Origin of the sequence: Halosimplex aquaticum (assembly GCF_028747785.1) — an archaeon.
GTDB lineage: Archaea > Halobacteriota > Halobacteria > Halobacteriales > Haloarculaceae > Halosimplex > Halosimplex aquaticum.
In genome coordinates this window covers 2,841,041-2,865,876 of record NZ_CP118158.1, presented here as the reverse complement: position 1 = coordinate 2,865,876, position 24,836 = coordinate 2,841,041, and the positions used below count along the sequence as shown (strand labels likewise).

At 67.7% G+C, this 24,836-nt stretch carries 20 protein-coding genes; 10 read left to right on the top strand and 10 right to left on the bottom strand.

Annotated features, from left to right (window positions below; all coding sequences use genetic code 11):
• Positions 1-213 precede the first annotated feature (213 nt).
• The 3 genes from PSC72_RS14425 to PSC72_RS14415 all read left to right on the top strand — a co-directional run bounded on the left by PSC72_RS14425 (position 214) and on the right by PSC72_RS14415 (position 3,319).
• The gene (locus PSC72_RS14425; protein ID WP_274322119.1) at positions 214-2,310 is read left to right on the top strand and encodes a minichromosome maintenance protein MCM; all 2,097 of its coding nucleotides are present in this window, start codon (positions 214-216) and stop codon (positions 2,308-2,310) included.
• A 5-nt stretch (positions 2,311-2,315) separates the two neighbouring features.
• Complete coding sequence (locus PSC72_RS14420) at positions 2,316-2,645, top strand: DUF7854 family protein (RefSeq protein ID WP_274322118.1); 330 nt, start codon at positions 2,316-2,318, stop codon at positions 2,643-2,645.
• 92 nt (positions 2,646-2,737) lie between these two features.
• On the top strand, positions 2,738-3,319 hold the full coding sequence (locus tag PSC72_RS14415; RefSeq protein WP_274322117.1) for a DUF7504 family protein: 582 nt from the start codon (positions 2,738-2,740) through the stop codon (positions 3,317-3,319).
• 1,035 nt (positions 3,320-4,354) lie between these two features.
• On the opposite strand, the gene PSC72_RS14410 is transcribed toward PSC72_RS14415, so the two are convergent.
• Positions 4,355-5,119: an IclR family transcriptional regulator gene (locus tag PSC72_RS14410; RefSeq protein ID WP_274322116.1), complete on the bottom strand. Its 765-nt coding sequence runs from the start codon at positions 5,117-5,119 to the stop codon at positions 4,355-4,357.
• A 206-nt stretch (positions 5,120-5,325) separates the two neighbouring features.
• Between PSC72_RS14410 and dgoD the strand changes: the two genes are divergently transcribed.
• Entirely contained in the window at positions 5,326-6,480 is a 1,155-nt protein-coding gene (dgoD, locus tag PSC72_RS14405) for a galactonate dehydratase (RefSeq protein ID WP_274322115.1), read from the top strand.
• Positions 6,481-6,495: 15 nt separating this feature from the next.
• Here dgoD and PSC72_RS14400 read toward each other — a convergent pair whose 3' ends face one another.
• Complete coding sequence (locus PSC72_RS14400; RefSeq protein WP_274322114.1) at positions 6,496-7,713, bottom strand: HEAT repeat domain-containing protein; 1,218 nt, start codon at positions 7,711-7,713, stop codon at positions 6,496-6,498.
• A 204-nt stretch (positions 7,714-7,917) separates the two neighbouring features.
• Between PSC72_RS14400 and PSC72_RS14395 the strand changes: the two genes are divergently transcribed.
• A complete protein-coding gene (locus tag PSC72_RS14395; protein WP_274322113.1) occupies positions 7,918-9,942 on the top strand; it encodes an ABC transporter substrate-binding protein in 2,025 nt (674 codons plus the stop codon).
• Between the two features lie 134 nt (positions 9,943-10,076).
• Here PSC72_RS14395 and PSC72_RS14390 read toward each other — a convergent pair whose 3' ends face one another.
• The 4 genes from PSC72_RS14390 to PSC72_RS14375 form a co-directional block, all read right to left on the bottom strand.
• Entirely contained in the window at positions 10,077-10,301 is a 225-nt protein-coding gene (locus tag PSC72_RS14390; RefSeq protein WP_274322112.1) for a hypothetical protein, read from the bottom strand.
• Between the two features lie 72 nt (positions 10,302-10,373).
• Positions 10,374-10,610: a hypothetical protein gene (locus tag PSC72_RS14385; RefSeq protein ID WP_274322111.1), complete on the bottom strand. Its 237-nt coding sequence runs from the start codon at positions 10,608-10,610 to the stop codon at positions 10,374-10,376.
• A gap of 125 nt (positions 10,611-10,735) precedes the next feature.
• Positions 10,736-11,488, bottom strand: coding sequence for a hydroxypyruvate isomerase family protein (locus PSC72_RS14380; RefSeq protein WP_274322110.1), 753 nt, complete (start codon positions 11,486-11,488; stop codon positions 10,736-10,738).
• A complete protein-coding gene (locus tag PSC72_RS14375; RefSeq protein ID WP_274322109.1) occupies positions 11,489-12,583 on the bottom strand; it encodes a Gfo/Idh/MocA family protein in 1,095 nt (364 codons plus the stop codon). It lies immediately after the preceding gene.
• Between the two features lie 239 nt (positions 12,584-12,822).
• Here PSC72_RS14375 and PSC72_RS14370 point away from each other — a divergent pair, with 239 nt between their 5' ends.
• Entirely contained in the window at positions 12,823-15,012 is a 2,190-nt protein-coding gene (locus tag PSC72_RS14370) for an ABC transporter ATP-binding protein (RefSeq protein ID WP_274322108.1), read from the top strand.
• Positions 15,013-15,296: 284 nt separating this feature from the next.
• Here PSC72_RS14370 and PSC72_RS14365 read toward each other — a convergent pair whose 3' ends face one another.
• Both PSC72_RS14365 and PSC72_RS14360 read right to left on the bottom strand, forming a co-directional pair.
• A complete protein-coding gene (locus tag PSC72_RS14365; protein WP_274322107.1) occupies positions 15,297-16,373 on the bottom strand; it encodes an ABC transporter permease in 1,077 nt (358 codons plus the stop codon).
• A 32-nt stretch (positions 16,374-16,405) separates the two neighbouring features.
• Positions 16,406-17,443: an ABC transporter permease gene (locus tag PSC72_RS14360; RefSeq protein WP_274322106.1), complete on the bottom strand. Its 1,038-nt coding sequence runs from the start codon at positions 17,441-17,443 to the stop codon at positions 16,406-16,408.
• A 605-nt stretch (positions 17,444-18,048) separates the two neighbouring features.
• On the opposite strand from PSC72_RS14360, the gene PSC72_RS14355 reads away from it, so the two are divergent.
• The 4 genes from PSC72_RS14355 (at position 18,049) to PSC72_RS14340 (ending at position 20,879) form a co-directional block, all read left to right on the top strand.
• Entirely contained in the window at positions 18,049-18,387 is a 339-nt protein-coding gene (locus PSC72_RS14355) for a DUF7855 family protein (protein ID WP_274322105.1), read from the top strand.
• Positions 18,384-19,262, top strand: coding sequence for a DUF7856 family protein (locus tag PSC72_RS14350; RefSeq protein ID WP_274322104.1), 879 nt, complete (start codon positions 18,384-18,386; stop codon positions 19,260-19,262). Before PSC72_RS14355 ends, PSC72_RS14350 begins: the two co-directional genes overlap by 4 nt.
• 76 nt (positions 19,263-19,338) lie before the next feature.
• Positions 19,339-20,196 (top strand): DUF7857 domain-containing protein, encoded by an 858-nt coding sequence (locus PSC72_RS14345; protein ID WP_274322103.1) that lies wholly within the window; start codon positions 19,339-19,341, stop codon positions 20,194-20,196.
• The gene (locus PSC72_RS14340; protein ID WP_274322102.1) at positions 20,193-20,879 is read left to right on the top strand and encodes a MinD/ParA family ATP-binding protein; all 687 of its coding nucleotides are present in this window, start codon (positions 20,193-20,195) and stop codon (positions 20,877-20,879) included. Before PSC72_RS14345 ends, PSC72_RS14340 begins: the two co-directional genes overlap by 4 nt.
• A 38-nt stretch (positions 20,880-20,917) precedes the next feature.
• On the opposite strand, the gene PSC72_RS14335 is transcribed toward PSC72_RS14340, so the two are convergent.
• Positions 20,918-22,888, bottom strand: a complete 1,971-nt coding sequence (locus tag PSC72_RS14335; protein WP_274322101.1) for an ABC transporter ATP-binding protein — start codon at positions 22,886-22,888, stop codon at positions 20,918-20,920.
• Positions 22,885-24,798 carry an ABC transporter ATP-binding protein gene (locus PSC72_RS14330; RefSeq protein WP_274322100.1) on the bottom strand — a complete coding sequence of 638 codons (1,914 nt, stop codon included), beginning with the start codon at positions 24,796-24,798 and terminating at the stop codon, positions 22,885-22,887. Before PSC72_RS14330 ends, PSC72_RS14335 begins: the two co-directional genes overlap by 4 nt.
• Positions 24,799-24,836 lie beyond the last annotated feature (38 nt).

Below are 24,836 nucleotides of genomic sequence, written 5' to 3'. Positions count from 1 at the left end.
GTACGGATGTCGTTCGGATTCGCGGTGGCGTCTCTCACGGCCGGTCCCCGGTCCGGTCGACTGGGCGCGTGGAGTCCCGGCGTGCAGTTCCAGTCGGCTGCAGTCGTGCGGTCGTGCAGCGCAGTCACTGGACGGTTCGGCGGGTCCGCGCGTTCACTTTCGCCCCGGTTTGCGAACCTTCTTATCCGAGCGGAGGCTACGCTGGCCCACTCAATGGCGCGCGCGGAGAACACCGAACTGATAGACGCCTTCGAGGATCTCTACCGGGATTACTACCGCAACGAGATCGGCGACCTCGCCCAGAAGTACCCGACCGAGCAGAAGTCTCTCTATCTCGACTGGCAGGACATCTACCGGTTCGACCCCGACCTCGCCGACGACGTGCAGAACCACCCCGAGGAGCTCCGGGAGTGCGCCGAGGAAGCGCTCCGGCTCTACGACCTGCCCGTCGACGTGAAGCTGGGGCAGGCGCACGTCCGCATTCACAACCTCCCCGAGTCGACCGACATCCGGGAACTCCGCGCCGACCACCGCGGCCAGCTCATCAGCGTCCAGGGCATCGTCCGCAAGGCCACCGACGTCAAGCCGAAGATCACCCAGGCCGCCTTCGAGTGCCAGCGCTGCGGGACGCTCACCCGCATCCCCCAGCAGACCGGCGACTTCCAGGAACCCCACGAGTGTCAGGGGTGCGAGCGCCAGGGCCCGTTCCGCATCAACTTCGACCAGTCGGAGTTCATCGACGCCCAGAAGATCCGCGTCCAGGAGTCCCCCGAGGGCCTGCGCGGCGGCGAGACGCCCCAGAGCATCGACGTCAACATCGAGGACGACATCACCGGCGAAGTGACCGCCGGCGACCACGTCCGCGTCTCGGGCGTCCTCAAGCTCGACCAGCAGGGCAGCGACCAGGACCAGTCGCCCATGTTCGACACCTACATGGACGGCTTCTCGGTCGAGATCGAGGACGAGCAGTTCGAGGAGATGGACATCACCGAGGAGGACAAACAGGAGATCATCGAACTCTCCAGCCGGGAGGACATCTACGACGAGATGGTCGGCGCCATCGCGCCCTCCATCTACGGCTACGACCGCGAGAAGCTCTCGATGATCCTCCAGCTGTTCTCCGGCGTCACGAAACACCTTCCTGACGAGTCCCGCATTCGTGGCGACCTGCATATGCTCCTGATAGGGGATCCCGGAACTGGCAAATCGCAGATGTTATCATATATCCAAAACATCGCGCCACGCTCGGTCTATACCTCGGGGAAGGGGAGTTCCAGCGCGGGGCTCACCGCGGCGGCGGTTCGCGACGACTTCGGTGACGGCCAGCAGTGGACCCTCGAAGCGGGAGCGCTCGTGCTCGCGGACCAGGGCATCGCCGCCGTCGACGAGCTGGACAAGATGGCCGCCGACGACCGCTCGGCGATGCACCAGGCGCTGGAACAGCAGGAGATCAGCGTCTCGAAGGCGGGAATCAACGCGACGCTCAAATCGCGGTGTTCGCTGCTCGGAGCGGCCAACCCCAAGTACGGCCGGTTCGACCAGTACGAGCCGATCAGCGAGCAGATCGACCTCGAACCCGCGCTCATCTCCCGGTTCGACCTGATCTTCACGGTCACCGACCAGCCCAACGAGGAGAAAGACCGGAACCTGGCCGACCACATCCTGCGGACGAACTACGCGGGCGAGCTGCACACCCACCGCGTCGAGTCGAACACGTCGAACTTCAGCGACGAGGAGGTCGAGAACGTCACCGACGACGTCGCGCCGACCATCGAGCCCGAGCTGCTGCGCAAGTACATCGCCTACGCGAAGCGCAACTGCTACCCGACGATGACCGAGGAGGCCCGCGAGGAGATCGAGGACTTCTACGTCGATCTGCGGACCCAGGGGGCCGACGAGGACGCGGCGGTGCCGGTGACCGCCCGGAAACTGGAAGCGACCGTGCGGCTGGCCGAGGCGTCGGCGCGCGTCCGGCTCTCCGACAAAGTGACCGCCGAGGACTCCCAGCGGGTCATCGACATCGTCCGCTCGTGCATGGAAGACGTCGGCGTCGACCCGGAGACGGGCGAACTCGACGCCGACATGATAGAGGCGGGGACGACCAAGAGCCAGCGCGACCGGATCAAGAACATCAAGCAGCTCATCGACGACCTCGAGAGCGAGTACGACGAGGGCGCGCCGGTCGAGGTGGTCATCGACCGCGCCGAGGAGGTCGGCATGGACGAGACGAAGGCCGAACACGAGATTGAGAAGCTCAAACAGAAGGGCGAAGTGTACGAACCGCAGACCGACTACCTCCGCACGACCTGACGACGATGGACCGGATCTCCGCCCTGCGTAACGTCGAGGACGCCCTCGGAGAGTTCGAGGACGGCGAGATCGACCTCGCCGAACTGGAGCGAGAGGTCCGCGGGACGCTCCGGACCTACGCGACGGAGTTCGACGGGGAACTCGCCGCGTATCGAGCCCGCAGTGCGGAGTCCGATGGGGACGGCGAGGCCGGCGACGCGGACCAGGACGGGACCCCCCAGCAGGTCGACGGCACGGTCGTCCTCGCGGGGTCGCCGCAGGGCGCCCGCGAGCGGGTGCGCGAACTGGTGGACCGGCCGGGGGAGTTCACGGTCGAGCGGTTCGACGAGCCGTAGCAGCCGAGCGAGGTACCGTCGGCCCGTCCCCGACCGGAACGGAAGGATTTTGGTCGTTCCGCGGCTACACTGAGTGAACTGACCGATTAGTGATGACCGACCTCACCTCCGAATTGGCCGACGCCCGGAACGTCCTCTTGTGCGCGCCGTCGATGACCGGCGGGGAAGGCGAGGCCTGTACCGACCTCCTGATCCCTTCCGACCCCGGCGGGGCGAACGTCCTGTGGGTGACCTTCCGGAGCGACGCGAGCGACTGCCTCGACCAGTGGTCGGCAGCGACCGACGAACAGCCCGGCCACGCGGCGGTCGTCGTCGTCGGCGAGTCCCCGGGCTCGAAGCCCGACGGCGTCACCGTCGAACACGTCTCCTCGCCCAGCGACCTGACCGGACTCGGCATCGCCATCAGCGAGTTGCTCTCGGAGTGGGAGGACGCACCGAGGGTCTGCGTCGACTCGCTGACGGCGATGCTCCAGTACGTCGAGGCCGAGACGGCCTACGAGTTCCTCCACGCGATCACCGGACAGCTCTACGCCGCGAACGCTCGGGCGCACTTCCACATCGACCCGAGCGCCCACGACCGCACGACCGTCGACAGCATCGCCTCGCTGTTCGACGCCGTCGTCAAGTTCGGCGACGGCGAGCCCAGGATCCGCAAGCGCCACCTCCTCCAGTAGACGGACTTTACGCGGCTGCGTTCCGTCCGAGAGTGTCCGATCGCCGTCCGCTGGCTGTCAACCGGGCTCGGCGGTCGTCGGCAGTTGCCGCCCCGCTCCACTCCGGGACTCGCTTCAGCCTACGGCGAAATCGAAAGTGAAGACGAAACCGGCGAACGCCGCTCCCGGCTTCCAAACGCCGTACAGTAGTTCCACCGTGTGAGCATCAGGATCCCACTCCGACGCAGATTCCGAACCGAACGATCGTCGCCGGGCCGGATTTAACCGGCGCGGCTGCCCACAATAAATAGTATGGAATATTATGATTTTCTATAGCGCCCAGATATATTTCATTTATCGCAGGGAGATTCACGATCCGCTTGCACGACCAGGAATTTCGATTTCGAGAGGCCCATCCGACGTTACTGGATAGCTCAAAGCACGGACAGAGTGTCCTAAATCAGCTATAGAGAGCTAATCCCAAGACATCTGATGAGATTCCAGGCATTTCTGATCTTCTAGTCCGGTACAACCAAAAGAATAGGCGATACGTAAACACATCCAGAAATAAGTATCGAATTTCAAAACGATCCCGGATAAGACTCACTGATCTGGAACGGGGTGATGGTGGCATTGGAGAATACTAATCAATTTCGGCTATATCCTTCATTTCATACTATTATTCGCCTTCGCTCCCTCCGCTGTCGTAGCTGGTACCGGATCGAGTGCGGCCGGGGAGCGCCGCCCCACACAGATTACAACCATAATCCTGTAATTGGAGTTTCGCAGCAGTGCATCGACCGGCTGGGGACGGGCTGCCCACGACGACTGATCGAACCGATCTGCCACGGACGCAGAGAACAGATTCTCCGTCCCCTCGCTCGACGGCCTGGCGATACAGATCGGGGGGCAGAACACTCGGCCACAGCGAAGATCGTTCTCGATAGGTGAACATTACGGGGGCGGAGCGTCGAAAGTTGCTTGAAAATAGTGATCAATTGGTGGCGGTCTACGCACCGGGGGGTTTCGTCGGTCGCCAGACGCGTTCTCGATACGTTAACGTTCACCAGAGAGGAGCTCGTTCTCGATCGACCTGGCGGAACTGATCACGAGCCCGGTGACGTCCTCTGCGAGGCGCTTCCCGGACATCTGTGAGATATCGCCTGAGACGCTGAGCGCGCCGACCGGTTCTCTGTTCTGGCCGAGGATCGGGGAGGCGACGCACTGGTGGCCGGCGACGTACTCTTCGCGGTCGAAGGCGATGCGTTGGTCGCGGACCGTCTGTAACTCCCGTTCGAGTTCCTCGCGGTCGGTGATCGTCTTGTCCGTGTACGCGGGCGTCCCCACCCGCTGGAGGATCCGGTCTCGCTCGCTCTCCGAGAGAAACGCCAGAATCGCCTTTCCACCGGCCGTCGCGTGAAAGGGCGCCGTGTCCCCCTCGGTGGTGGCCGACTTCGAGTCGGAGTAGTCGTCGACGCACACGACGTAGATCCCGTTCCGGCCTTCGTGCGCGATGAAGTTGGCGACGTGGCCGGTCGTCTCGGCGAGGTCCTCGACGACTTCGCGGAGCACCTCGACGGGAAAGCGTTCGCTCGCGCGGGACGCGAGGCTGCGGAATCGGTTGCTGAGGTAGTAATCGTCGCCGTCGCGGACGAGATAGCCGAGCCGTTCCAGCGTCTGGACGTGTTTGTAGACCGCGCTCTTCGACAGGTCGACTGCCCGGGCCAGCTCGCTCACGCCCGCGCCCCCCTCGCGCTCCAGGGCCTCGATGATCCGGAAACTCGTTTCGGTGGCTTTCACCGAGGGACCGTCGTTGTTCATGATACGTGGACGCAACGCCAGTGCTAATAGTTGTTCGTAAATAGTAAACTACATATCGTACCTTGCGTCCGCCTCACGGGTTCCAGCGCCACAGCCGCCGAGAGGGCGTCCTGTTGCGCGGCCGTTCGCGCCGGGCGTGGTCCACACCGTCGGATCCCCCGTGGGTCGGTTTTACGTGTATGGCATGTGACCACATCCCTAGGCCAATGAGCCGGATCGTAAACTACGAACTGTTCGAGGTCCCTCCGCGCTGGTTGTTCCTCCGGGTCGAGACCGACGACGGGACCGTCGGCTGGGGCGAGCCCATCGTCGAAGGGCGCGCCCGGACCGTCCGGACCGCGGTCGAGGAACTGATGGACAACTACCTGCTGGGGGCGGACCCGAGTCGCATCGAAGACCACTGGCAGACGATGTACCGCGGCGGCTTCTACCGCGGCGGCCCCGTCCTGATGAGCGCCATCGCCGGCATCGACCAGGCGCTGTGGGACATCAAGGGTAAACAGCTCGAGACGCCCGTCTACGAACTGCTCGGCGGCGCGTCGCGCGACCGGATCCGCGTCTACCAGTGGATCGGCGGTGACCGGCCGTCCGACGTCGCCGACGAGGCCAGGACGAAAGTCGACGCCGGCTTCTCGGCGCTCAAGATGAACGCGACGGGGAAGATCGAACGCGTCGACGACCCCGAGACGATCGACACCGCCGTCGACCGCCTCCGCAAGGTGCGGGAGGCCGTCGGCGACGGCGTCGACGTCGGGGTCGACTTCCACGGTCGGGTCAGCAAACCCATGGCGAAGAAACTCGCCAAGGCCCTGGAACCCTACGAGCCAATGTTCATCGAGGAGCCCGTCCTCCCCGAACACAACGACGCGCTCCCGGCCATCGCGTCGCACACGACCGTCCCGATAGCCACCGGCGAGCGGATGTACTCCCGCTGGGACTTCAAGGAGGTCTTCGAGCAGGGGGTCGTCGACGTCATCCAGCCCGACCTGTCCCACGCCGGCGGGATCACGGAGGTCAAGAAGATCGCGGCGATGGCCGAAGCCTACGACGTGGCGCTGGCCCCGCACTGCCCGCTCGGGCCCATCGCGCTGGCCTCCTGTATCCAGGTCACCACCTGCTCGCCCAACACCCTCATCCAGGAACAGAGCCTGAACATCCACTACAACGAGAGCAGCGACGTGCTGGACTACCTCGCCGAGCCGACCGTGTTCGAGTACGACGAGGGGTACGTCCGCGTTCCCGACGCGCCGGGGCTCGGCATCGACGTCAACGAGGAGTACGTGCGCGAGCAGGCCGAGAAGACCGTCGACTGGCACAATCCAGTCTGGCGTCACGAGGACGGCAGCGTCGCCGAGTGGTGAGAGCCGCGGAACGCGTCACTCGTCGCTCTCGATGCGGTCGACGACAGTCCGCGCGGTCGCGCGAACCCGTTCGTCCGGGTCGTCCTCGGTGACGGCCCGCAGTTCCGCGAGGACGCTCTCGTCCCCTGCCTCACCGAGCGCGAGCACGGCGCTCGCGCGGACGTCGGGGTTCGAATCGTTCAGTGCCGTCGCGAGTGAGGCCGTCACCGGCGCCACGGCGTCGGGACGGTGTTCGGCGACGTACGCGAGCAGCGTCGCGCTCGCGACGCGCGCGGCCCGGGCGTCGGCGTCGAGGTACTCCGCGACCGGGTCGACGTGAGCGTCCACCGCGTCGGCGACGCGCTCGCCGTGGGTGTCCGCGAGGACGCCGAGCGCCCAGGCGGCGCTCGTGGCGACCGCCGAGTCCCGGTCGTCGAGAAGCCCGGCGAGGTCGTCGGTCGTCTCGGCGACGGCCTCTGGGTCGGACTCCGCGACGCGTCCGAGCGTCTCCGCCAGCGCCGCCCGGGCGACGCCGACTGATTCGGACCGGAGCGCCTCGACGAGCACCGGACGGACCGATTCGACGACCTCCGGTCGCGCGGTGAGCGTCTCGTTCACGAGGGCGACGATCCGGTCTCGTTGCCGACCGAGTTCCGCCGCGTGCTGTCGCCGAAACTCGCGCGCAGCGGGCGAGGAGGCAACGCCGCCGGCGAGGTCACCGGACCGACCGGCCGCCGAGTCCGCCACCGCGTCCAGCGTGTCGAGCAGCGAGGGGACCAGCGGGAGGGCCGCGTCGGGGTCCGACTCGGCGACGGCGGCCGCGATGTCGAGGCCCGCGCTCAGCAGGTCCGGGCTGGCGGGATCGAACAGCTCCGGGAGAGAGTCGACGGCCGCGTCGGCGGTCTCGGGGTCGTGGAGCGCGAGGTCACGGAGCGCCGTTCCCGCGTGCTTTCGGACGACGTGGTCCTCGTCCGTCAGGGCCTGGGCGAGTTCGGGCGCCACGCCCGTGCCGGCCTCCGGCCGGGCCTCGAAGCACGTCCGGAGCGCGAGCGCGGCGCCCCGTCGCACGACGACGTCCGCGTCGGTGAGGCGGTCGGCGACGGCGGCCACCGCGACGACCCGAGACTCCCCCTCGACGGCGCAGAGCGTTTCGCCGACGGCGGCGGCTTCGCGGGGGAACGTCTCGAGCGAGCGGGCGAGCGCTCCCGGGTCGACGGCAGCACGGTCTCGAAGCTGCTCGGGTCGCTCGGTCATGTTGGAACATCGGAACGGGCACGCGTAAATCGTTTCGGGGCGATCGGTGGCGACCGACGGCCGTACCGACCGAAGCGCGCCCGACGGGTCCGCCATCGACCGCGGCTTCTCCCGCGGTGTGCGTACCGAGCCGACGCGTGGCGACGGATCGTTCATCATAAATCCTAGACAAAATTTATCAGTGACGCACGTTTGGGTCGACCCATGCCAACAGATGGCAAGCTCGGTAGTGAACCGTATTCGCGACGAGAGGCGCTCAAGGGCCTCTCGGCGATGTCAGGGCTCGCGATCCTGGCGGGGTGCTCACAGAACGGCGACGGCGGCTCCGACGGGGGAACCGACGGAGGTTCCGACGGCGGCTCCGGCGACGGCTCCGGCGGCGGTTCGGACGGTGGCTCCGGCGACGGTTCCGGAAGCGGATCGACGCCGCAGACCGTGGACACGCCGTTGCGCTGGGCGGCGGCCCGGAGCGGGGACCCCCTCACCGAGCACGAGACGAACCCGTTCAGCCCGAAGAACTACGACGAGACGATCCGCCTGATATACGCCCGGCTCGGCGGGCAGTCGCTCACGACCGGGCAGTGGATGAACCTCGACGAGGTCAACCTCTCGGAGGGGCACCCGTCCGAGATCGACGAGGAGAACAACGAACAGCGCATCACGATCAAAGACGGCGTCCACTGGCACCGGGGGACGGAGATCGTCGACCCGGTCACCGCGGAGGACTTCAAGGTCTCCGAGGAACTCGCTCGCCGAATGACCCCGCAGGCCAACCGGGCCGAGAACCCGCTGGTGGTCGGCTGGGAGGTCGAGGGCGACAACAACAAGACCCTCGTCCGGAAGCTGAACCCGGACGGCTGGAACGCGAACCTGGCGACGGGCCTCTGGCGCGTCCAGATCGACCAGTACAGGGACGGCTGGTACGCCGGGAAACTCCAGGAGATCAAAGACGCCACGACGGTGGACGCACGGAGCTCCATCAGGACCGAGATACAGGAGCGTTCGGAGACGCTCGCCGACGATCCGCTGCTGTCCGGTCCGTGGATGCTCAAGAACGTAAACCAGAACAAGGCCACGTTCGAGCGCAACCCCGAACACTGGTCGGCCGGGAAAGCGAACTTCAACAACTTCGAACTCGTCCGGCTCGGCGGCGGCGGCAACTCCGGCTATCAGGGACTCGCGAGCGACCGGATCGACATCGAACAGGGCGGGCTCCCGTCGGCGGTCTCGAACGCCCCGCAGAACGTCACGGAGGTCTCATCCGCGCCGGGCGCGAGCTTCGGCTGGACGTTCGTCATCAACTACGGGGGGGACAAGGTCGACCCGTGGTTCCACGCCGACCACGACAACGGCGTCGTCCCCGCCCGGGCCGGGAAGCTCCGCCAGGCGATCGCCCACGTCATCTCCGAGTCGGACATCATCCAGAACCAGCTCGGCTCCCGCGCGGCCAGCGCTATCAGCCCCTGGAAGAAACAGACGCTCATCGGCACCCCGGCGGCCGCCGACCGGTTCCCCGACGTGGTCAGCAAGCTGGAGACGACCTCCGGCCAGAACACCGACGTCGCCACGAAACGGATGGAGTCGGTCGGGCTCACGAAGGAGAACGGGAAGTGGGTGAAACCCAACGGCGAGCAACTCTCGCTGACCATCCAGTCGTACGCGAGCAACCGGGCGATGTTCGAGACGATCAAGGAGGACCTGAACTCCTTCGGCATCGCCGTCGAGCACTCCACGCCGGAGTCGTCGGTCGTGTTCAGCGAACTGAGCGAGGGCTCGTTCGGCGCGGCCCAGGTCTGGACCAGCGCCGACGGCCCCTACGAAGGGGAGGTCGAGGTTCGGTTCAGCCCGAGCGCGTGGTACGACAGCCGACGCGTCATCGACTACGAGATCCCGCCGGAGATCGGCGACTACGAGGGCGAGGCGTCGGAGACGTTCAACGCCGGCGAGGCGTGGAAACAGCTCGCGACCCAGTCCGTCGAGGAGAACGACAAGGTCCTCCCCAAGATCATCTGGACCTTCGCGTACCACATGCCGAACATCATCCTGTTCCCGTACCCGAACCAGACCATGGTCAACACGCGCCACTTCGAGTGGCCCCAGCCCATGCCGGAGAAGGCGAGCAACGGCGTCGCGACGGCGACGGACGAGCACCACCCGGTGTGGGGCGCGACCGAGAACTGGCGGCAACTCCGCCGGGGGATCCCGTCGATCACCGGCAAGCCGAACTGAGCGGACCGCGACAGCCGCCGCCCCGACCGCGGATCCGCGGTTTCACTGCCGTTCGCGTTTCCCGGCGCAGCCTCGATCAGCGCCCGACCGGGCGAAGAGCGCCATCTGTCTTCGAGCGGGACGAGATCCGTGCCCTACGCGGCGTATTCGTCGTGTTCTGACTGGATCCGATAGCGATAGACCGCGTAGATGACGACGAAGTTGATCGCCAGGAAGCCCGCCGAGAAGTACATCACGTACCGGGTCGCCGGGCTGATCTGGACGTCCGTGAACGCGATCGCCGCCGCGGAGAACAGCAGCAGCGCCGTCAGCATCACGTTGACCGGGACCGCCCTCCGGGCTAGCTCCTCGAGTTCCATACTCGACGTTCACGATAGATCGCCGTATAAGTTCCCCCGCTCACGCGGCGGTCGCGACGGGCGACCGCCCGCTCAGACGAGTTTCGAGAGGATCGCGACCGGGAGGAAGACGAACAGCGCCGAGACGACCGAGAAGAGGACGACGTACGAGACGAGCATCCCGGCGATCGTCGGGAACCCGACGAGCTGGGCCCCGACGGCGGAGACGAGGAGCAGGACGACGAACAGCGCGTAGTAGAGTTTGAACCGGTGGTCGTTGAACAGCCGCTGGACCGAGGTGCCCCGCTGGTAGTAGCTCTCGTACGACATTAGTTCACGTTCCTCACTGCCCGCTATTAAACTTTCCTCCGGCGCCGACGGCCCGCCGGTGGCGACAGCCGTCGCTCGTCTGTCCGGGCGATCGGAGCCAGCGGCGAGGAGAAGTGAACCGGCCGTTACCGGCAGTTCAGGACGGCGTCCATCGCCGCCTCGGGGTCGCCCGTCGGCCGGAACTCGCAGCCGACGTAGCCGTCGTAGCCGGCCTCGTCGAGCGCCGCGAAGACGTTCGCGTAGTTGAGTTCGCCCGTCCCCGGTTCGTGCCGGCCGGGCACGTCCGCGACGTGGACGTGTCCGATCCGGTCGACGTTCTCGGTGACGGTCTGGATGACGTTCCCCTCGGTGATCTGCTGGTGGTACACGTCGTAGAGGAGGCGGACGTTCGGCGAGTCCACGTCGTCGACGACGTCGAAGCCCTCCGCGGAGGTCGTCAGGAAGTAGCCGGGGTGGTCGACCTCGGTGTTGAGCGGCTCCAGCGCGAGCGTCACGCCGGCGTCCTCCGCGTCGGCCGCCACCTCCGAGAGCACGTCGACGACGTTCTCGTACTGCGTCCGGCGGTCGAGCCCGTCCTGGTCGGGGCCGGTCGTCGCGATCAGCGTCGGACAGCCGAGTTCGCTGGCGGTCGCGATCGACTCCCGGATCGTCTCGACCGCGTCCTCCGCCTGGCCGGGGTCGGTGAGCGTCCCCCCGGCGCCGAACGCGGCGATGGGCGCGTCCGCCTCCGCGGCGGCCGCCTCCACGGCGTCGAGGTCCTTGTCGCGCCATCCCCAGAACTCGACGGCGTCGGCGCCGGCGGCGACCGCGCGCGGGATCCGCTCGTGGAACGGCTCGTCGTCGAAGACCATCTCGACGCAGACCGAGATGTCGGGCATCTACGAGTCCCTCGATTCGGGGGTCAACTCCCCGGATTCGACCATCTCGACGAGCGGGTTGTCGTCGATCTCCAGGGAGAGGTCGACGCGGCCGCGCTTCCGGGAAGACTCCCACGTCGCGAAGATGAGCTCCGTCGCGTTCAGCGCGTTCTCCGCGCCGAGTTCCGGCGTCTCGCCCTCGCGGAGACAGCGGACGTTCTCGGCGATCGCGCGGTCGACGAAGTCCCAGCTGTGCAGGCCGTCCTCGGTCTCGACGGGCTCCCACTGCGCGTCGCCGTGGCGTCGGATCCGCAGCGGAGGCGTGTCCTCGCCGGCGGGCCCGACTTCGATGACGCCCTCCGAGCCGACGAGCCGGTTGTGACAGGCGATCGCGGCGGCCGGCCCGCCGGTACCGGTGCCGTCGGTGCCGGCCAGCCCGTGGACGCCGTTCTCGTACTGCCACATGACCATCGCCTGGTTCTCGTTGTGCGAGCCGAACAGGACGTTCTCCTCGCGGTAGTCGATCTGACCCATCACCCACTCGCCGGGCGTCTCGTCGTTGAAGTAGTTACAGAGGTCGAACGAGTGGCTGCCGTAGTCGAAGATGCCGACGCCCGCCGAGAACTCGACGCGTTCGAGGTCGCCGATCTCGCCGTCGTCGAGCAGTCGCTTGGCGGTCCGGACCGCGTCGCTGAACCGGCGCTGGTGGTTGAAGGTGAGCTGGACGTCGTGGCGGTCGGCCTCCTGGGCCATCATGCGGGCGCCGCCGTACGTCTCGGCCATCGGCTTCTCGCAGTGGATCGCCTCCACGGAGTCGGCGCGGACGCAATCGATGCAGATGGGCGCGTGGATCGACGGGGGCACGCAGACGGAGACGATGTCGGGCTCGACCTCCTCCAGCATCGACTCGTAGTCCTCGTAGACGCCCCCCTCGTCGATGTCGTACTCGGCCGCGAACGCCTCGGCGTTCTCGCGGACGATGTCGGCGCACGCGACCAGGTCCGCGTCGTCCAGTTTCTCGTAGCCGTTCGCGTGGTGGTACGCCATCGCGTAGCCGTCGCCGCCGGGGTCGTCGGGCTCCGCACCGGTACCTATCACTGCTACCTCGTAGGGCATGCTCACACCTTCAAAAGATCCGATAATAATGGTTTGCGTTGCGGATCATCTCTCTGCACCGGTCCGCGCCGGCGACGAGCGGCAATCCACAGCCGTCGAGCGACCGTCGAACGGTCGCCGAGCCGCTGTCGCACGGTCGTCGAACGGGCACGCCCGTTCCGCCCACCCGCGCGACCATGCGGTGGAATGACGTGGGTGAGGGTAACACTTACAGAGGGGCGCGGAGGATGTAGCCACACATGTCCACGGAGACTCTGGAGCAAGCGCGTAGCGACCGGGATCACATCCTCTCGGTCGAGGACGTGACCGTCGAGTTCGACATGGAGCGGGGCGTCTCCACCGTCCTCGACGGCGCGACGATCGACGTCCGCCGCGAGGAGATACTCGGCGTCGTCGGCGAGAGCGGGTCCGGCAAGTCGATGCTGGCCGACTCGCTGCTCGACGCCGTCGTCGAACCCGGGCAGGTCTCCGGCAGCGTCGAGTACTACCCGCCCGACGGCGGCGAGCCGATAGACGTGCTCGAACTGTCCGACGACGAGCTCAGCGAGTTCCGGTGGGAGAAGATGTCGATGGTGTTCCAGGGCGCGATGAGCTCCTGGAACCCGACGATGAAGCTCCGCGCCCACTTCGAGGAGACGGTCGAGGCCCACGACACGCCGATCGACGTCGGGATGAAGCGCGCCTACCGCCTGCTCGAAGACCTGTACCTCGACGCCGATCGCGTGCTCGACTCCTACCCACACGAACTGTCTGGCGGCATGAAACAGCGCGCGCTCATCGCGCTCTCGCTCGTCCTCGAACCGGAAGTGCTCGTGATGGACGAGCCGACGGCCTCGCTGGACCTGTTGATGCAGCGTTCGATCATCAACCTCCTCAACGACCTCCAGGAGGAGTACGGGCTGACGATGGTGTTCATCAGCCACAACCTCCCCCTGGTCGCGAACCTCTCGGACCGCATCGCGGTCCTGTACGCCTTCCAGCTGGCCGAGGTCGGGCCGACGCGAGAGATCATCGAGAACGCCTCGCACCCGTACACGCGGCTGTTGCTCGAATCGACGCCGAACCTCGACGCGCCGCTCGACGAGATGGACACGATCGCCGGGTCGAGCCCCGACCCGATCAACATCCCCGAAGGCTGTCGCTTCCACACGCGCTGCCCGCTCGCGACGAGCCGGTGCCGGAACGAGGAGCCCGAGATGCTGGACGTCGACGGGACCCACACGGTCGCCTGTTACCACTGGGAGGACGCCGCGCGCGAGATCCCAATCAGCTTCGACTACCGCGAGCGGGAGTACAGCGTCGACGAGGCGGCGGCCGACGAGCGTGCTCCCGTGGTCGAACTGGACGACGTGACTATCGAGTTCGAGGTGAACGAGGGCGTCCACAGTATACTCGGCGGGACGAGCACGCTCCGGGCCGTCGAGGGCGTCGACCTCGACGTGTACGAGAACGACGTCGTCGCGGTCGTCGGCGAGTCCGGCTGCGGGAAGACGACCCTCGGCAAGACGCTCATCGGGATCCACCGGCCGGCAGAGGGGTCGGTGTCGTACCGCGGACAGGACGTCTGGGAGGCCCGCGACGGGAGCGACGACGCGACGATCCCCTTCGAGGAGATCCGCCTGGCGCTCCAGATGATCCACCAGGACCCGGGCAGTTCGCTCAACCCCAACAAGCGCGTCAAGCGGACGCTGTCGAAGCCGCTCCACAAGATGCACCCGCAGATGTCCCGGGAGGAGCGCCACAGCCAGATCCTGACGATGCTCGAACACGTCGGGATGACGCCGCCGGAGGACTACGCCGACCGCTACCCCCACCAGCTCTCCGGCGGCGAGAAACAGCGCGTCGCGCTCATCCGCGCGCTGTTCATGAACCCGGACCTGATACTCGCCGACGAAGCCGTCTCCGCACTGGACGTCTCGCTGCGCGTCGAGATGATGGACCTGTTCCTCGAACTACAGGACGTCTTCGACACGTCGTTCGTGTTCATCAGCCACGACCTCTCGAACGCCCGGTACCTGGCCGAGAAGGCCGACGGCCGGATCGCCGTCATGTACCTCGGTGAAGTCGTCGAGATCGGGCCGGCCGAGCAGATCATCCAGGACCCCCAGCACCCGTACACGAAGGCGCTCATCTGGGCCACGCCGGACTTCGATCCCGGGGACGACGCGGAGGAGTTGCCCGTCCGCAGCATCGACATCCCGGACCCCGCCGACCCCCCGTCGGGCTGTCGGTTCCACACCAGATGTCCGGACGCCCGCGAGGTCTGTAGCCGGCAGCGCCCCGAGGGGTACGCCGGAGCGAACGACCGCAACGTCGTGTCCTGCTTCCGCGCCGATCCCGACCACGAGTACTGGAACAGCGAACCGATCCCAGACGACGAAGCCTCCGAGCCCTCCGGCGGGGACGCCGGCACAGAGAGCCGCTCGTAGCACGCACAGCGACGCTGACCGTTCACTCGTTCTCCGCGCTCGTTCGGCCGATTCGTTCTCCGCTCTCGTTCAGCCGATTCGCCGAACGTGCCACACCGGACCGAGCCGGCGCGACGACCGGCTACAGTGTAGGCCTGTACGGCGCGGAGCAGAGCGAAGGGAGCGTGAGCGAACGAGTGGGTCGAGTGGACTCCGTAGGCCGCTCCGGAGAGCGGAGCGACGTGAGAGAAGTGAGCCGAGATGGAGACGGCAGTTCCGGAGTTAAGGAGGAGGCCGAGTACCCGTTACCGGTTCATCGCGTCGGTGCCGTCGGTGTCGATCGAACTCGCGTACCTGGCCCGGACCTTCGGGTTGAACAGGCGGTCCATTCCCTGTGAGAACAGCGTGATTCCGAACCCGAGCAGGCTGATCGCGACGATCGGGATCAGCAGCCAGTGGGCCGCGTTCCACGTCAACAGCCCGCCGCGGTTGTAGGCCATGTTGATCATCACGCCCCAGTTCAGCGTGGTGAACGGGAGCACGCCGAGGAAGTACAGCCCGACGGAGGCGTGGATCACGCGGATGGAGTTCCCCATGAAGTTGATCATCACGTACGGCATGATGTTCGGCAGGACGTCGTCCCAGATGATCGGCGGCGAGGAGAACCCCATCAGGCGGGAGGCCTCGACGTACGACTCGTTGCGGAGCGACAGCACCTGCGAGTGGAGCTGCCGGGCGAGCCCCGCCCAGGCGTCGACGCTGAGGAGGAAGCCGACCAGGAGTGGGTCGCGCGGCTGCAGCGCGACGGCCAGGACGATGAGCAGCGGGAGCCCGGGGATCGCCATCTGGATGTCGGCGGCCGTGATGAGGACCTGCTCGGTCCGGCCGCCCTTGTAGCCGGCGACGGTGCCGACGGCGGTGCCGATGAGCGTGGTGACGACGCCGCCGGCGAACGCCATCTTCAGCATCGCCGGCGTCGCGTGGACGGTCATCTCCAGGAGGCTGTTCCCCAGGATGTCGGTCCCCAGCGGGAAGTAAAACTCCGGCCACGGGACGGTCACGCCCCCGATCACCGTCTGGCCGCCCGAGATCCAGGCGTTCTCCCCAGTCGGAACGATCCCGCCGGGGAACATGCCGACGAGCGGTTCCCCCTCGTTCTGGACGGGGGCCTCCGTGACGACGACGCCGACGGTCCCCATCAGGACGTAGAACGCGATGATCAACGCCCCGATCCGCGTCCGAGTGTCCTCCCACATGATCCGCGCCGGGGCGACGACCCACAGGTCGATCTGGGTCCGCCAGCGGTCGAGCCGCGAGATGTTGGTGGCGCCGTCGTACTCCTCTTCGAGCGATCGGATCGGACTCGCAGTGTTGTCAGACATGGTTGAACCCTCCGTCGTGTCGGTCGGCCGCGTCAGTACGCTTCACTGGCATCACCCTGTTTGATCCGCGGATCGAGGAAGGAGTACGTCAGGTCCGCCACGTACATCGCGATGACGACGGTGACGGTGATGAGGATGAACGCGCCCATCATCAGCGGGTAGTCCCGGGCCTGGATCCCCTGGAAGAGGTAGTAGCCGACGCCCGGGTAGGCGAAGATCGACTCCAGGTACACCGACCCCGCGAACACGAACGCGATCTGGATCAGCATCTGGGTGTACATCGGGAGGATCGCGTTCCGGCCGACGTACAGCAGGGCGATGCGGTCGGAGGCGATACCGCGGAGCCTGGCGGCTCTGAGGTAGTCCTCGCCGAGCACCTGGATCGAGTTCGCCCGCATCGCGAGCGCCCCCTGTCCGAACGAGACCCAGACAAGCGAGACGATGGGGAGCGCGGCGTGCCACAGTATCCCCTGGACGAACGGGACGTTGAGCCCCGGTGTCGCGTTGGCGTTCACCCGGCCCGAGATGGGGAACCAGCCGTACTGGTACCCGAACACGTAGATCAGGACGATAGCGATGATGTAGAAGGGGATCGAGTGGCCCCAGATCAGCGCCGTCGTCCCGCCGAGGTCGAGCTTCGATCCCTCGATGTACGCCAGGAGCGCGCCGATGACCACCCGGGTCGTGAACGACACCGTGACCGCGATCGATCCGAGGAACACCGTCCACGGGACCGCCGGGAACAGGACCTGTGCGACCGGTTCGCCGTACCAGATCGACTGTCCCAGGTCGCCCTGCAGGAGGTTGACCATGTAGTCGGTGTACTGGAGGTAGATCGGCTTCGACGGGTCGATGCCGACGTACTGCTGAGCGAGCTGGGAGAACTGGTCCATGTCCACCGACCCCGATCCGCCGCCACCGGACCCGGGCCCCAGGTTCCCCAGTGCCATCTGGGCCCTGATGAAGTCCAGCGGTCCACCGGGCATGTAGCGCGTCAACACGAACGTGAATGTTAACGTCGCCCACACGGTGAAAAACGCCTGGAACGTACGTTTTACATAGTAGTTCATCAGCAATGTAGTGGCTGAAGTGATTCGTCCTTCAAACTTTCGGTCATATAAATGTTTGGTGAGTGTGGAGGTGCGTGAGACTGCAGGGCTCTCGGTGTCCACGAGGGCCACAGTCGGGGCCCAGTTGGGGCTACATGGATCCTCACAAAACATAGAGTTCAGAGAACACATAAAATCCAATAGATTATCTCGACAGATTCTCCCATTCGCCAACACGGTCGGGAAAACAGTGGTTTCGTCCGGAGGGATCGACGCGAATACGGCGCCTCTTGTCCGCGATAGCGCCCAAATATTCAAATTCACCGCTCCGAAAGTACTGCGGAGCACACGGCGAAGTCGCTGTCCGAGATTACCGGAACTGCACGCTCTCCGCCGGCTATTCGCCGTCGAGAGCCGAGCGTCGAGCGGTCGCCGTCGATGCTGACCGATCGCCGGAACCGAAACGCCGATCGGTATTTTCGTAAACTCGTTGTTATACATTCGAATACGAAAGGTATCGATACCGGACCGAGGTGCATCCGCGTCACTTCCCGGAGCGAGCGATCGGCGAGACTCGTTAATTCCTAACGACACTTTTATCTCGCCCGGCAGTGCAATCGCTGGCCGTGCTACTGGTGGTGGCCTACTCGCGGGCGGCGCGGGGGACGCTCCGGAACGTCTGTCGGACCCACGAGGGGGTCGTGGTCCGGCGGTTCGGGCGCGTCGCGCTGCTCGCCGAGACGGAGTTCGCGGCGTTCCAGGCGCTGCGACTGCGCGAGAAACACGGTGGGGACGTACAGATCGAGCGGACGCGCCCGTTCAACGAGTTCGAAGCCCTCGACGCGTCGATCCGGGAGGCCGCGTCGGCCTACGAGGCCCGCGACGAACCCGCGCTCCCGTACGCGACTTTCGCCGACGGGAGCGAGCACCCGGCGCCGGAGCAGATGCGCGATACCGAGCTATGAGCACCGAGGAGGGGTCGACCGTCCACATTTGCTGCGGGCGGGAAGCGGATCGCGCGGTCGACCTCCGGGGTCGCGGGATCGACCCCGAACGGCTCGTCGCCGCGATTCGCGGGCAGGCGCCGTCGAGCGGCGGGGAATCCGCGGACGCCGAAGCGACGGTCGCCGTCGACTGCGCGCCGCCGCGGCCGGTCCACGAGCACGTCGGATGGGTCCGACCCGCGACGACGATCCGGGTCCGGACAGCATTGGCAGCGGCGGCGCGGTCGCGAGGCGGCGAGGCGCCGCAGGACGACGAACTCGCGGAGGTCCGCGAGGCGTTGTCGGACCTGACGGTTCCGTCGCCACCGGACGTGCGGGGGCCGCGCGAGCGCCTCGCCGGGACCGACGCCGCAGTCGACCGGATCCACGAGCGGGTGGCCGCACTGCGGGGACGAGTTCAGGCGGGCCGCGAAGCCGGACGGGACGTGAGCGACCTCGAAGCCGAACTGGCCGACGCGACCCGCGAACTCTCCGAGCGCGAGACCGAGCGGGCCGCCGCGCGAGAGGCGCTGGAGCGGGCCGAGCGGCGGGCCCGCGAGAGCAGGGACGCCCGCGAGCGGCGGCGTCGGCTCGAAGACCGGCGGGCCAACCTCGAACGGCGCGCCCGCGCCCACCTCGTCGACCGCATCTGCGGGGAGTACGAGACGGCCATGGCAACGGTGCCCGGGGCGCCCGCGGACGCGGCCGACGACCCGTTCGACGTCGACGGCGTGACCGCCGCTCTCGCGGTCGCACGCGTGGCCGAGCTGCGCGCGCCAGTCGTGCTCGCTTGCGGCCGGTTCGAGACGGCCGACACAGCCGCGGAGTGGCTCGACGCGCCGGTCGTTCGGGTCTGATCGCCGACGATCGCGGCGGCGCACGAGCGGCAGGTCGGTCCACGAATTTAAGTTCGAACGGGCGACCACCGGCCCCATGGTCACGCTGGACTGGAGTCTCGAACGGAGCGACGGGGTGACGCTGGTCGGGCTCGTCGTCGCGGCGGAGCGGCCGTGCCGGGTACGGATCGAGAACCGCCTCGACGGTCCCGTCTGGCCGCCGCGGTGCCGCGGCCAGCCCGCCGATGGCTGGGAGGACAGCGTCTTCACGGGAGACGTGCCCGCTGAGGGACGATTGACGGTCGGCTACGCCACCCCCGCGTCACCCGCAGACCCGCCGGCGGAAGTGGTAGCGACCGAACCCGCGCCAGACCACGACGGAACGGGGAGCGACGAGACGGCGCCAGCGAGACCGGTCCCCACGGTCGAGTCGACGCCCGCCGGCGTCGTCCGCGCGCTGGGCGATCCGGTCGTCCCGCGGGACAGCGTCCCGGTTCCCGACACGTCCCGCTCAGAACCGGACGGAACGCCGGAACGGAGACCGGGAGGCGACCGGTCCGACGGCCCGGTCGAGGACTGCGAGGGCGCCGCCGAGCCGACCGACGCAGACGCGAGTCCGCGACCCGAGCCGCGGCAGCCCGACCGCGCCCGCGCGGCGGACCGATCCGGCGAGGTCGAGAAGCTGGTCGTCCCGAGCGGCGTCCGGGCGTGGCTTCGGGACGTCGAAGCGCGACTCGAAGCGGACCGCAACGCGAGTGAGTGCGGCCGGGCAGACGGCTCACAGCGCCGTACGGCGGAATCGGCGCTCGCGTCGGCACGTGCGGCGGACAGGCAGGCGCTCCGGCGAGTGCGACGGCGAGCGGACGCGCTGCTCGCGCGGACCGAGGAGTCTTGCCGGGCCGATCCAGAGTGCGAGCGGACGGACGCGGGCGACGCCGGCACGGCAGGGCGATGATCCTCGCGGTCGTCGGCGGGAAGGGCGGCGTCGGCAAGTCGACCGTCGCCTACAACCTCGGCGCTCACCTCGACGGCGTCGTCGTCGACGCCGACCTGGCGATGGCGGACCTGCCCGCCGACCGCGGTCCGGACCTGCACGACGTGCTGGCCGGGCGGGCGGCCCCGACCGAAGCCGTCCGGGAGGGCGGTCCTGTCGCCCTCCTCCCGTGCGGTCGGTCGCTGGCGGGCGCGCGGGCCTGCGAGCCGACAGCGCTGGTCGAGACGGTCGAGCGCGTCAGGGACGAGTACGGGCGCGTCGTCGTCGACTGCCCGGCGGGGATGTGCGGCGACGTGGGGCTCGGGTTGCTCGCCGCCGACGCCTGCGTCCTCGTCACCGAACCGGCGCCGCCGGCGCTGGGCGACGCGCTCCGGGCGCGAGCGCTCGCCCGCGAACTCGACGCCGGCCTCGCGGCCATCGTGTTGAACCGGTCGAACGAGTCCTCGCCGACGGACATGGTCGCGCGCGAACTCGGCGGACCGGTGACGGCGGTGCCCGAGTCCGACGCCGTCGCGGACGCACAGGCCGCCGGCGTGCCGGTCCGCGAACACGCCCCCGACGCGGCCGCGGCCGCGGCGTTCGCGGATCTGGCGGGGACCGTCGAGCAGGCGTGCCGGCACGCCGACCCGATGACGTACTCGTGAGCGGCGCACGCTCGGCCGAAGCCGACGGAGGGCGGGGCTCAGTCGCCCGCGTCGAGCGCGTCGGCGCGGCGTTCGATCCGGTCGACGAACGCCGACGGGAGCGACTGGACGTCGCCGACCTGCACCCGCCAGAGCGTGGCGTAGAGGCCGTCGCGGTCGAGCAGGTCCTCGTGGGCGCCCTGTTCGGCGACGCGGCCGTCGTCGAGGACGACGATGCGGTCGGCGTCTCTGACCGTCGAGAGGCGGTGCGCCACGACGAGGGTCGTCCGGTCCTCGATCAGGGCCTCGATCGACCGCTGGATCAGCGCCTCGGTCTCGTTGTCGACGTGGCTGGTCGCCTCGTCGAGGACGAGGATCTCGGGGTCGTGGACCATCGCGCGGGCGAGACAGATCCGCTGGCGCTGTCCGCCGGAGAGCTTCACGCCGCGTTCGCCGACCTGCGTGTCGATGCCGTCCGGCAGCGTCTCCACGAACGCGGTGGCCTCGGCGCGGTCGAGCGCTTCCCGGACGGCCTCCTCGTCGGCGTCGGGCGTGCCGTAGACGACGTTCTCGCGGATCGTCCCCGAGAAGAGGAACGGGTCCTGGCTGATGAACCCGACCGCGTCGCGGAGACTGTCGACGGTGAGATCGCGCACGTCGGTGCCGTCGACCCGCACCGCCCCCTCGTCCACGTCGTAGAAGCGGACGAGGAGTTTGAGGAGCGTGGACTTGCCGGCGCCGGTCGGGCCGACGATGCCGACGGTCTCGCCCGGTTCGACCTCGAAAGTCACGTCTTCGACGACGGGGCCGCCGTCGGTCGGGACGGTCGGGTCGTCGGGCCGCTCGCTCTCGGGGTAGGCGAAGGTCACGTCGTCGTAAGTGACTCTGCCGCGGACGTCGGTCAGTTCGGTCGCGTCGTCGCGTTCCTCGACGGACTGGGCGACCCGCTGCACCCCGAGGAGGCGCTCGGCGGAGGCGGTGGCGCTGCTGTAGCTCTCGATGACGCCGGCGATGTTCTGGAGCGGCCATCCCATGTGCCGCACGTACATGACGAACGTGACGAGCGTGCCCGCGGTCAGCGACGCGGTGAAGGGACCGGGCGGTCCGTTCATCACCCAGAACCCGCCGACGCCGAAGGTGACCGCGAGGCCGGCGCCGGTGAGCCCGCGCATCGTCGGGTAGTGCAGCGCGCCCAGCCGTATCGCGTCGAGGAACGCGTCGACGACGGTCCGCGAGGACTCGGCGACGCGCTCGCGTTCGAACGGCTCGGCGGTGTAGGCCTTGACAACCGAGATGCCGCTGATCGAGTTTCGAAACTGGGCGTTGAGTTCGCCCTGAGTCCGCCGGACCCGGCCGTAGATCTCGTGCATCCGCTGGGAGAAGTAGTAGTTGGCGACCGCGATGACCGGCGCGACCGACAGCGCGACCAGCGCGAACTGCCAGTTCAGCCAGAGCATGTAGACGGAGATCCCCAGCATGTACGCGACGATGGTCATCGCGTCGTCGATGGTGTCGGTGAGGAACGTCTCCATCGCGTCGACGTCGTTGTTCAGGATGCTCATCACCTCGCCCGTCTGGTGGTCGTCGAAGAACCCCATCTCCAGGCGCTGGACGGTGTCGTAGCTGTCGACGCGCACGTCGTGCTGGAGGCGGAAGGCGAACGCGCCCCACGACAGCGTGCGCAGCCAGTTGACCGCCTGCCCGAGCACCGAGAGCGCGAGGACGAGGCCGGCGACGAGCCAGACCTGTCCGACCTGGGTCTCGGGGATCCACGCCGCGGGCACGAACGGGAGCGTGAACGGTCTGGCGTCGCTGAACACCGCGTCGAAGGCGTAGCCGATCAGCGCCGGGGTAGCCTGCCCGGGCACGATCCACAGGAGACGGACCAGCAGTCCCGCGACGGCGAGGGGCCAGTGTGACCGGCCGTACTCCCGGAGGAGCGCGAGCACCGGCCAGTCGGCGTCGGCGCGGTACGGGTTATCGTCCGGTGATTCGCCGTCGGTATCGGACCCGTCAGATCCGTCGCTCATGCGGTGTCACCTCGGCGGACGCGCCGGAGGAACGAGTCCGGCAACGCGGTCACGTCCCCGACCTGCACGTTCCAGAGGTTGGCGTACAGGCCGTCGCGAGCGAGCAGGTCCTCGTGCGTTCCGCGCTCGACGACCTCGCCGTCGTCGACGACGATGATGCGGTCGGCGTCGCGGACCGTCGATAACCGGTGGGCGACGAGGAACGTCGTGCGGTCGGCCGCGAGTTCGTCCAGCGTCCGCTGGATCAGGACCTCGGTCTCGTTGTCGACGTGGCTGGTCGCCTCGTCGAGGACGAGGATGGCCGGATCGCGGACGATAGCCCGCGCGATTGAGACGCGCTGGCGCTGTCCCCCGGAGAGCTTCACGCCGCGTTCACCGACCTGCGTGTCGTAGCCGTCGGGCAGCTCGGCGACGAACTCGTGGGCGCCCGCGAGCTTCGCCGCCTCGACGACGGTCTCCTCGTCCGCGTCCGGGTCGGCGTAGGCGATGTTCTCCCTGACGGCCCCGTAGAACAGGAACGGGTCCTGGGAGACGTAGCCGATCGACTCGCGGAGGCTCTCGACGGTCACGTCGCGCACGTCCGTCCCGTCGACGCGGACGGCCCCCGAATCGGGGTCGTAGAAGCGCAGCAGGAGCTTGAGGATCGTCGACTTGCCGGCGCCGGTCGAACCGACGATGCCGACGGTGTCGCCCGGTTCGACGTCGAACGTGACCCCGTCGAGCGTCGGCTCGTCGCGGCCGGGGTAGCTGAAGGTCACGTCGTCGTAGGCCACCGCTCCCTCGGGGTCGGCGAGTTCGGCGGCGTCGCGGCGCTCGGCGACGCTGTCGTTGGCGACGATGTCGCGCAGGCGGGTGGCCGCGGCCTTCCCGTTCTGGTAGCCGTCGACGACCTCGGCGATGCCCTGCATCGCGGTCAGCAAGGAGCCGACGAACACGTAGAAGGTGAACAGCGCGCCGGGGGTGAGCGTGCCCGTGAAGAACAGCGGCGGGCCGGTGAGCACCCAGATCCCGCCGACGAGGAGCGTGATGACGCGGGCGAGCTGGGAGACGGTGCGCGAGACCGGGTCCATGGTCGCCTGCGCCCAGTGGGCGTCCCACTGGGCCGTCCGGAGGTCGCCGGAGGCGTCGCGGACGCGCTCGCGCTCGGCCCGCTCGGTGCCGAAGGTCTTGATGACCGAGACGCCGTCGACGTTGTTGTTCAGCCGGCTGTTCAGGTCGCCGACGCGCTCGCGGACGGCCATGTGTTTCGGCTCGATCCAGTTCGAGAACCAGTAGCTCAGGGCGAACAGCGCGAACGGGACGACGGCGAGGACGACCGCCAGCTGCCAGTTCAGCCAGAGCATGTACGCGTAGGTCGCCACGGCGGTCATCGTCATCGTCGACCCGCGCGCGAGGACGCCGAAGACGAGCGTCTGGACCTCCTGGACGTCGTCGTTGAGGACGCTCATCACCTCGCCGGTGTCGTGGTCGTCGAAGTAGCCCATCTCCAGGCGCTGGACGGTGTCGAACACCTCGGTGCGGATCTCGTGCTGGAACGACTGGCCGAACCGCCCGAGGACCCGCCGGCCGAAGTAGTTGACCAGCGCCACGGCGGCGAAACTGCCGACCAGGAGAGCGATCAGGACCGTCAGCTGGTCAGCCATCTCCGTCGGAAGCCACGCGTCGGGCACCAGCGGCAGCCGAAACGGACCGGTGTTGAGCAGCACCGCGTCGATGGCGACGCCGACGAGTACCGGCGGCAGCCGCGCCGGGATCTGCTCGACGGTCGAGAAGCTCAGCCCGCCCACTAGCTGCTTCCAGTGCGGCCGCGCGTACTCGTCGAAGAGCCAGACGACCGGGTGACCCGGTTCGGCGCCTGCACCGTTGCCGCCGCCATCGTCCGCCCCGTCACCGTTCGCGGTTACACCCATGGATCCACCTCGTTGACATCCCCCTGGGAAAGAACGAT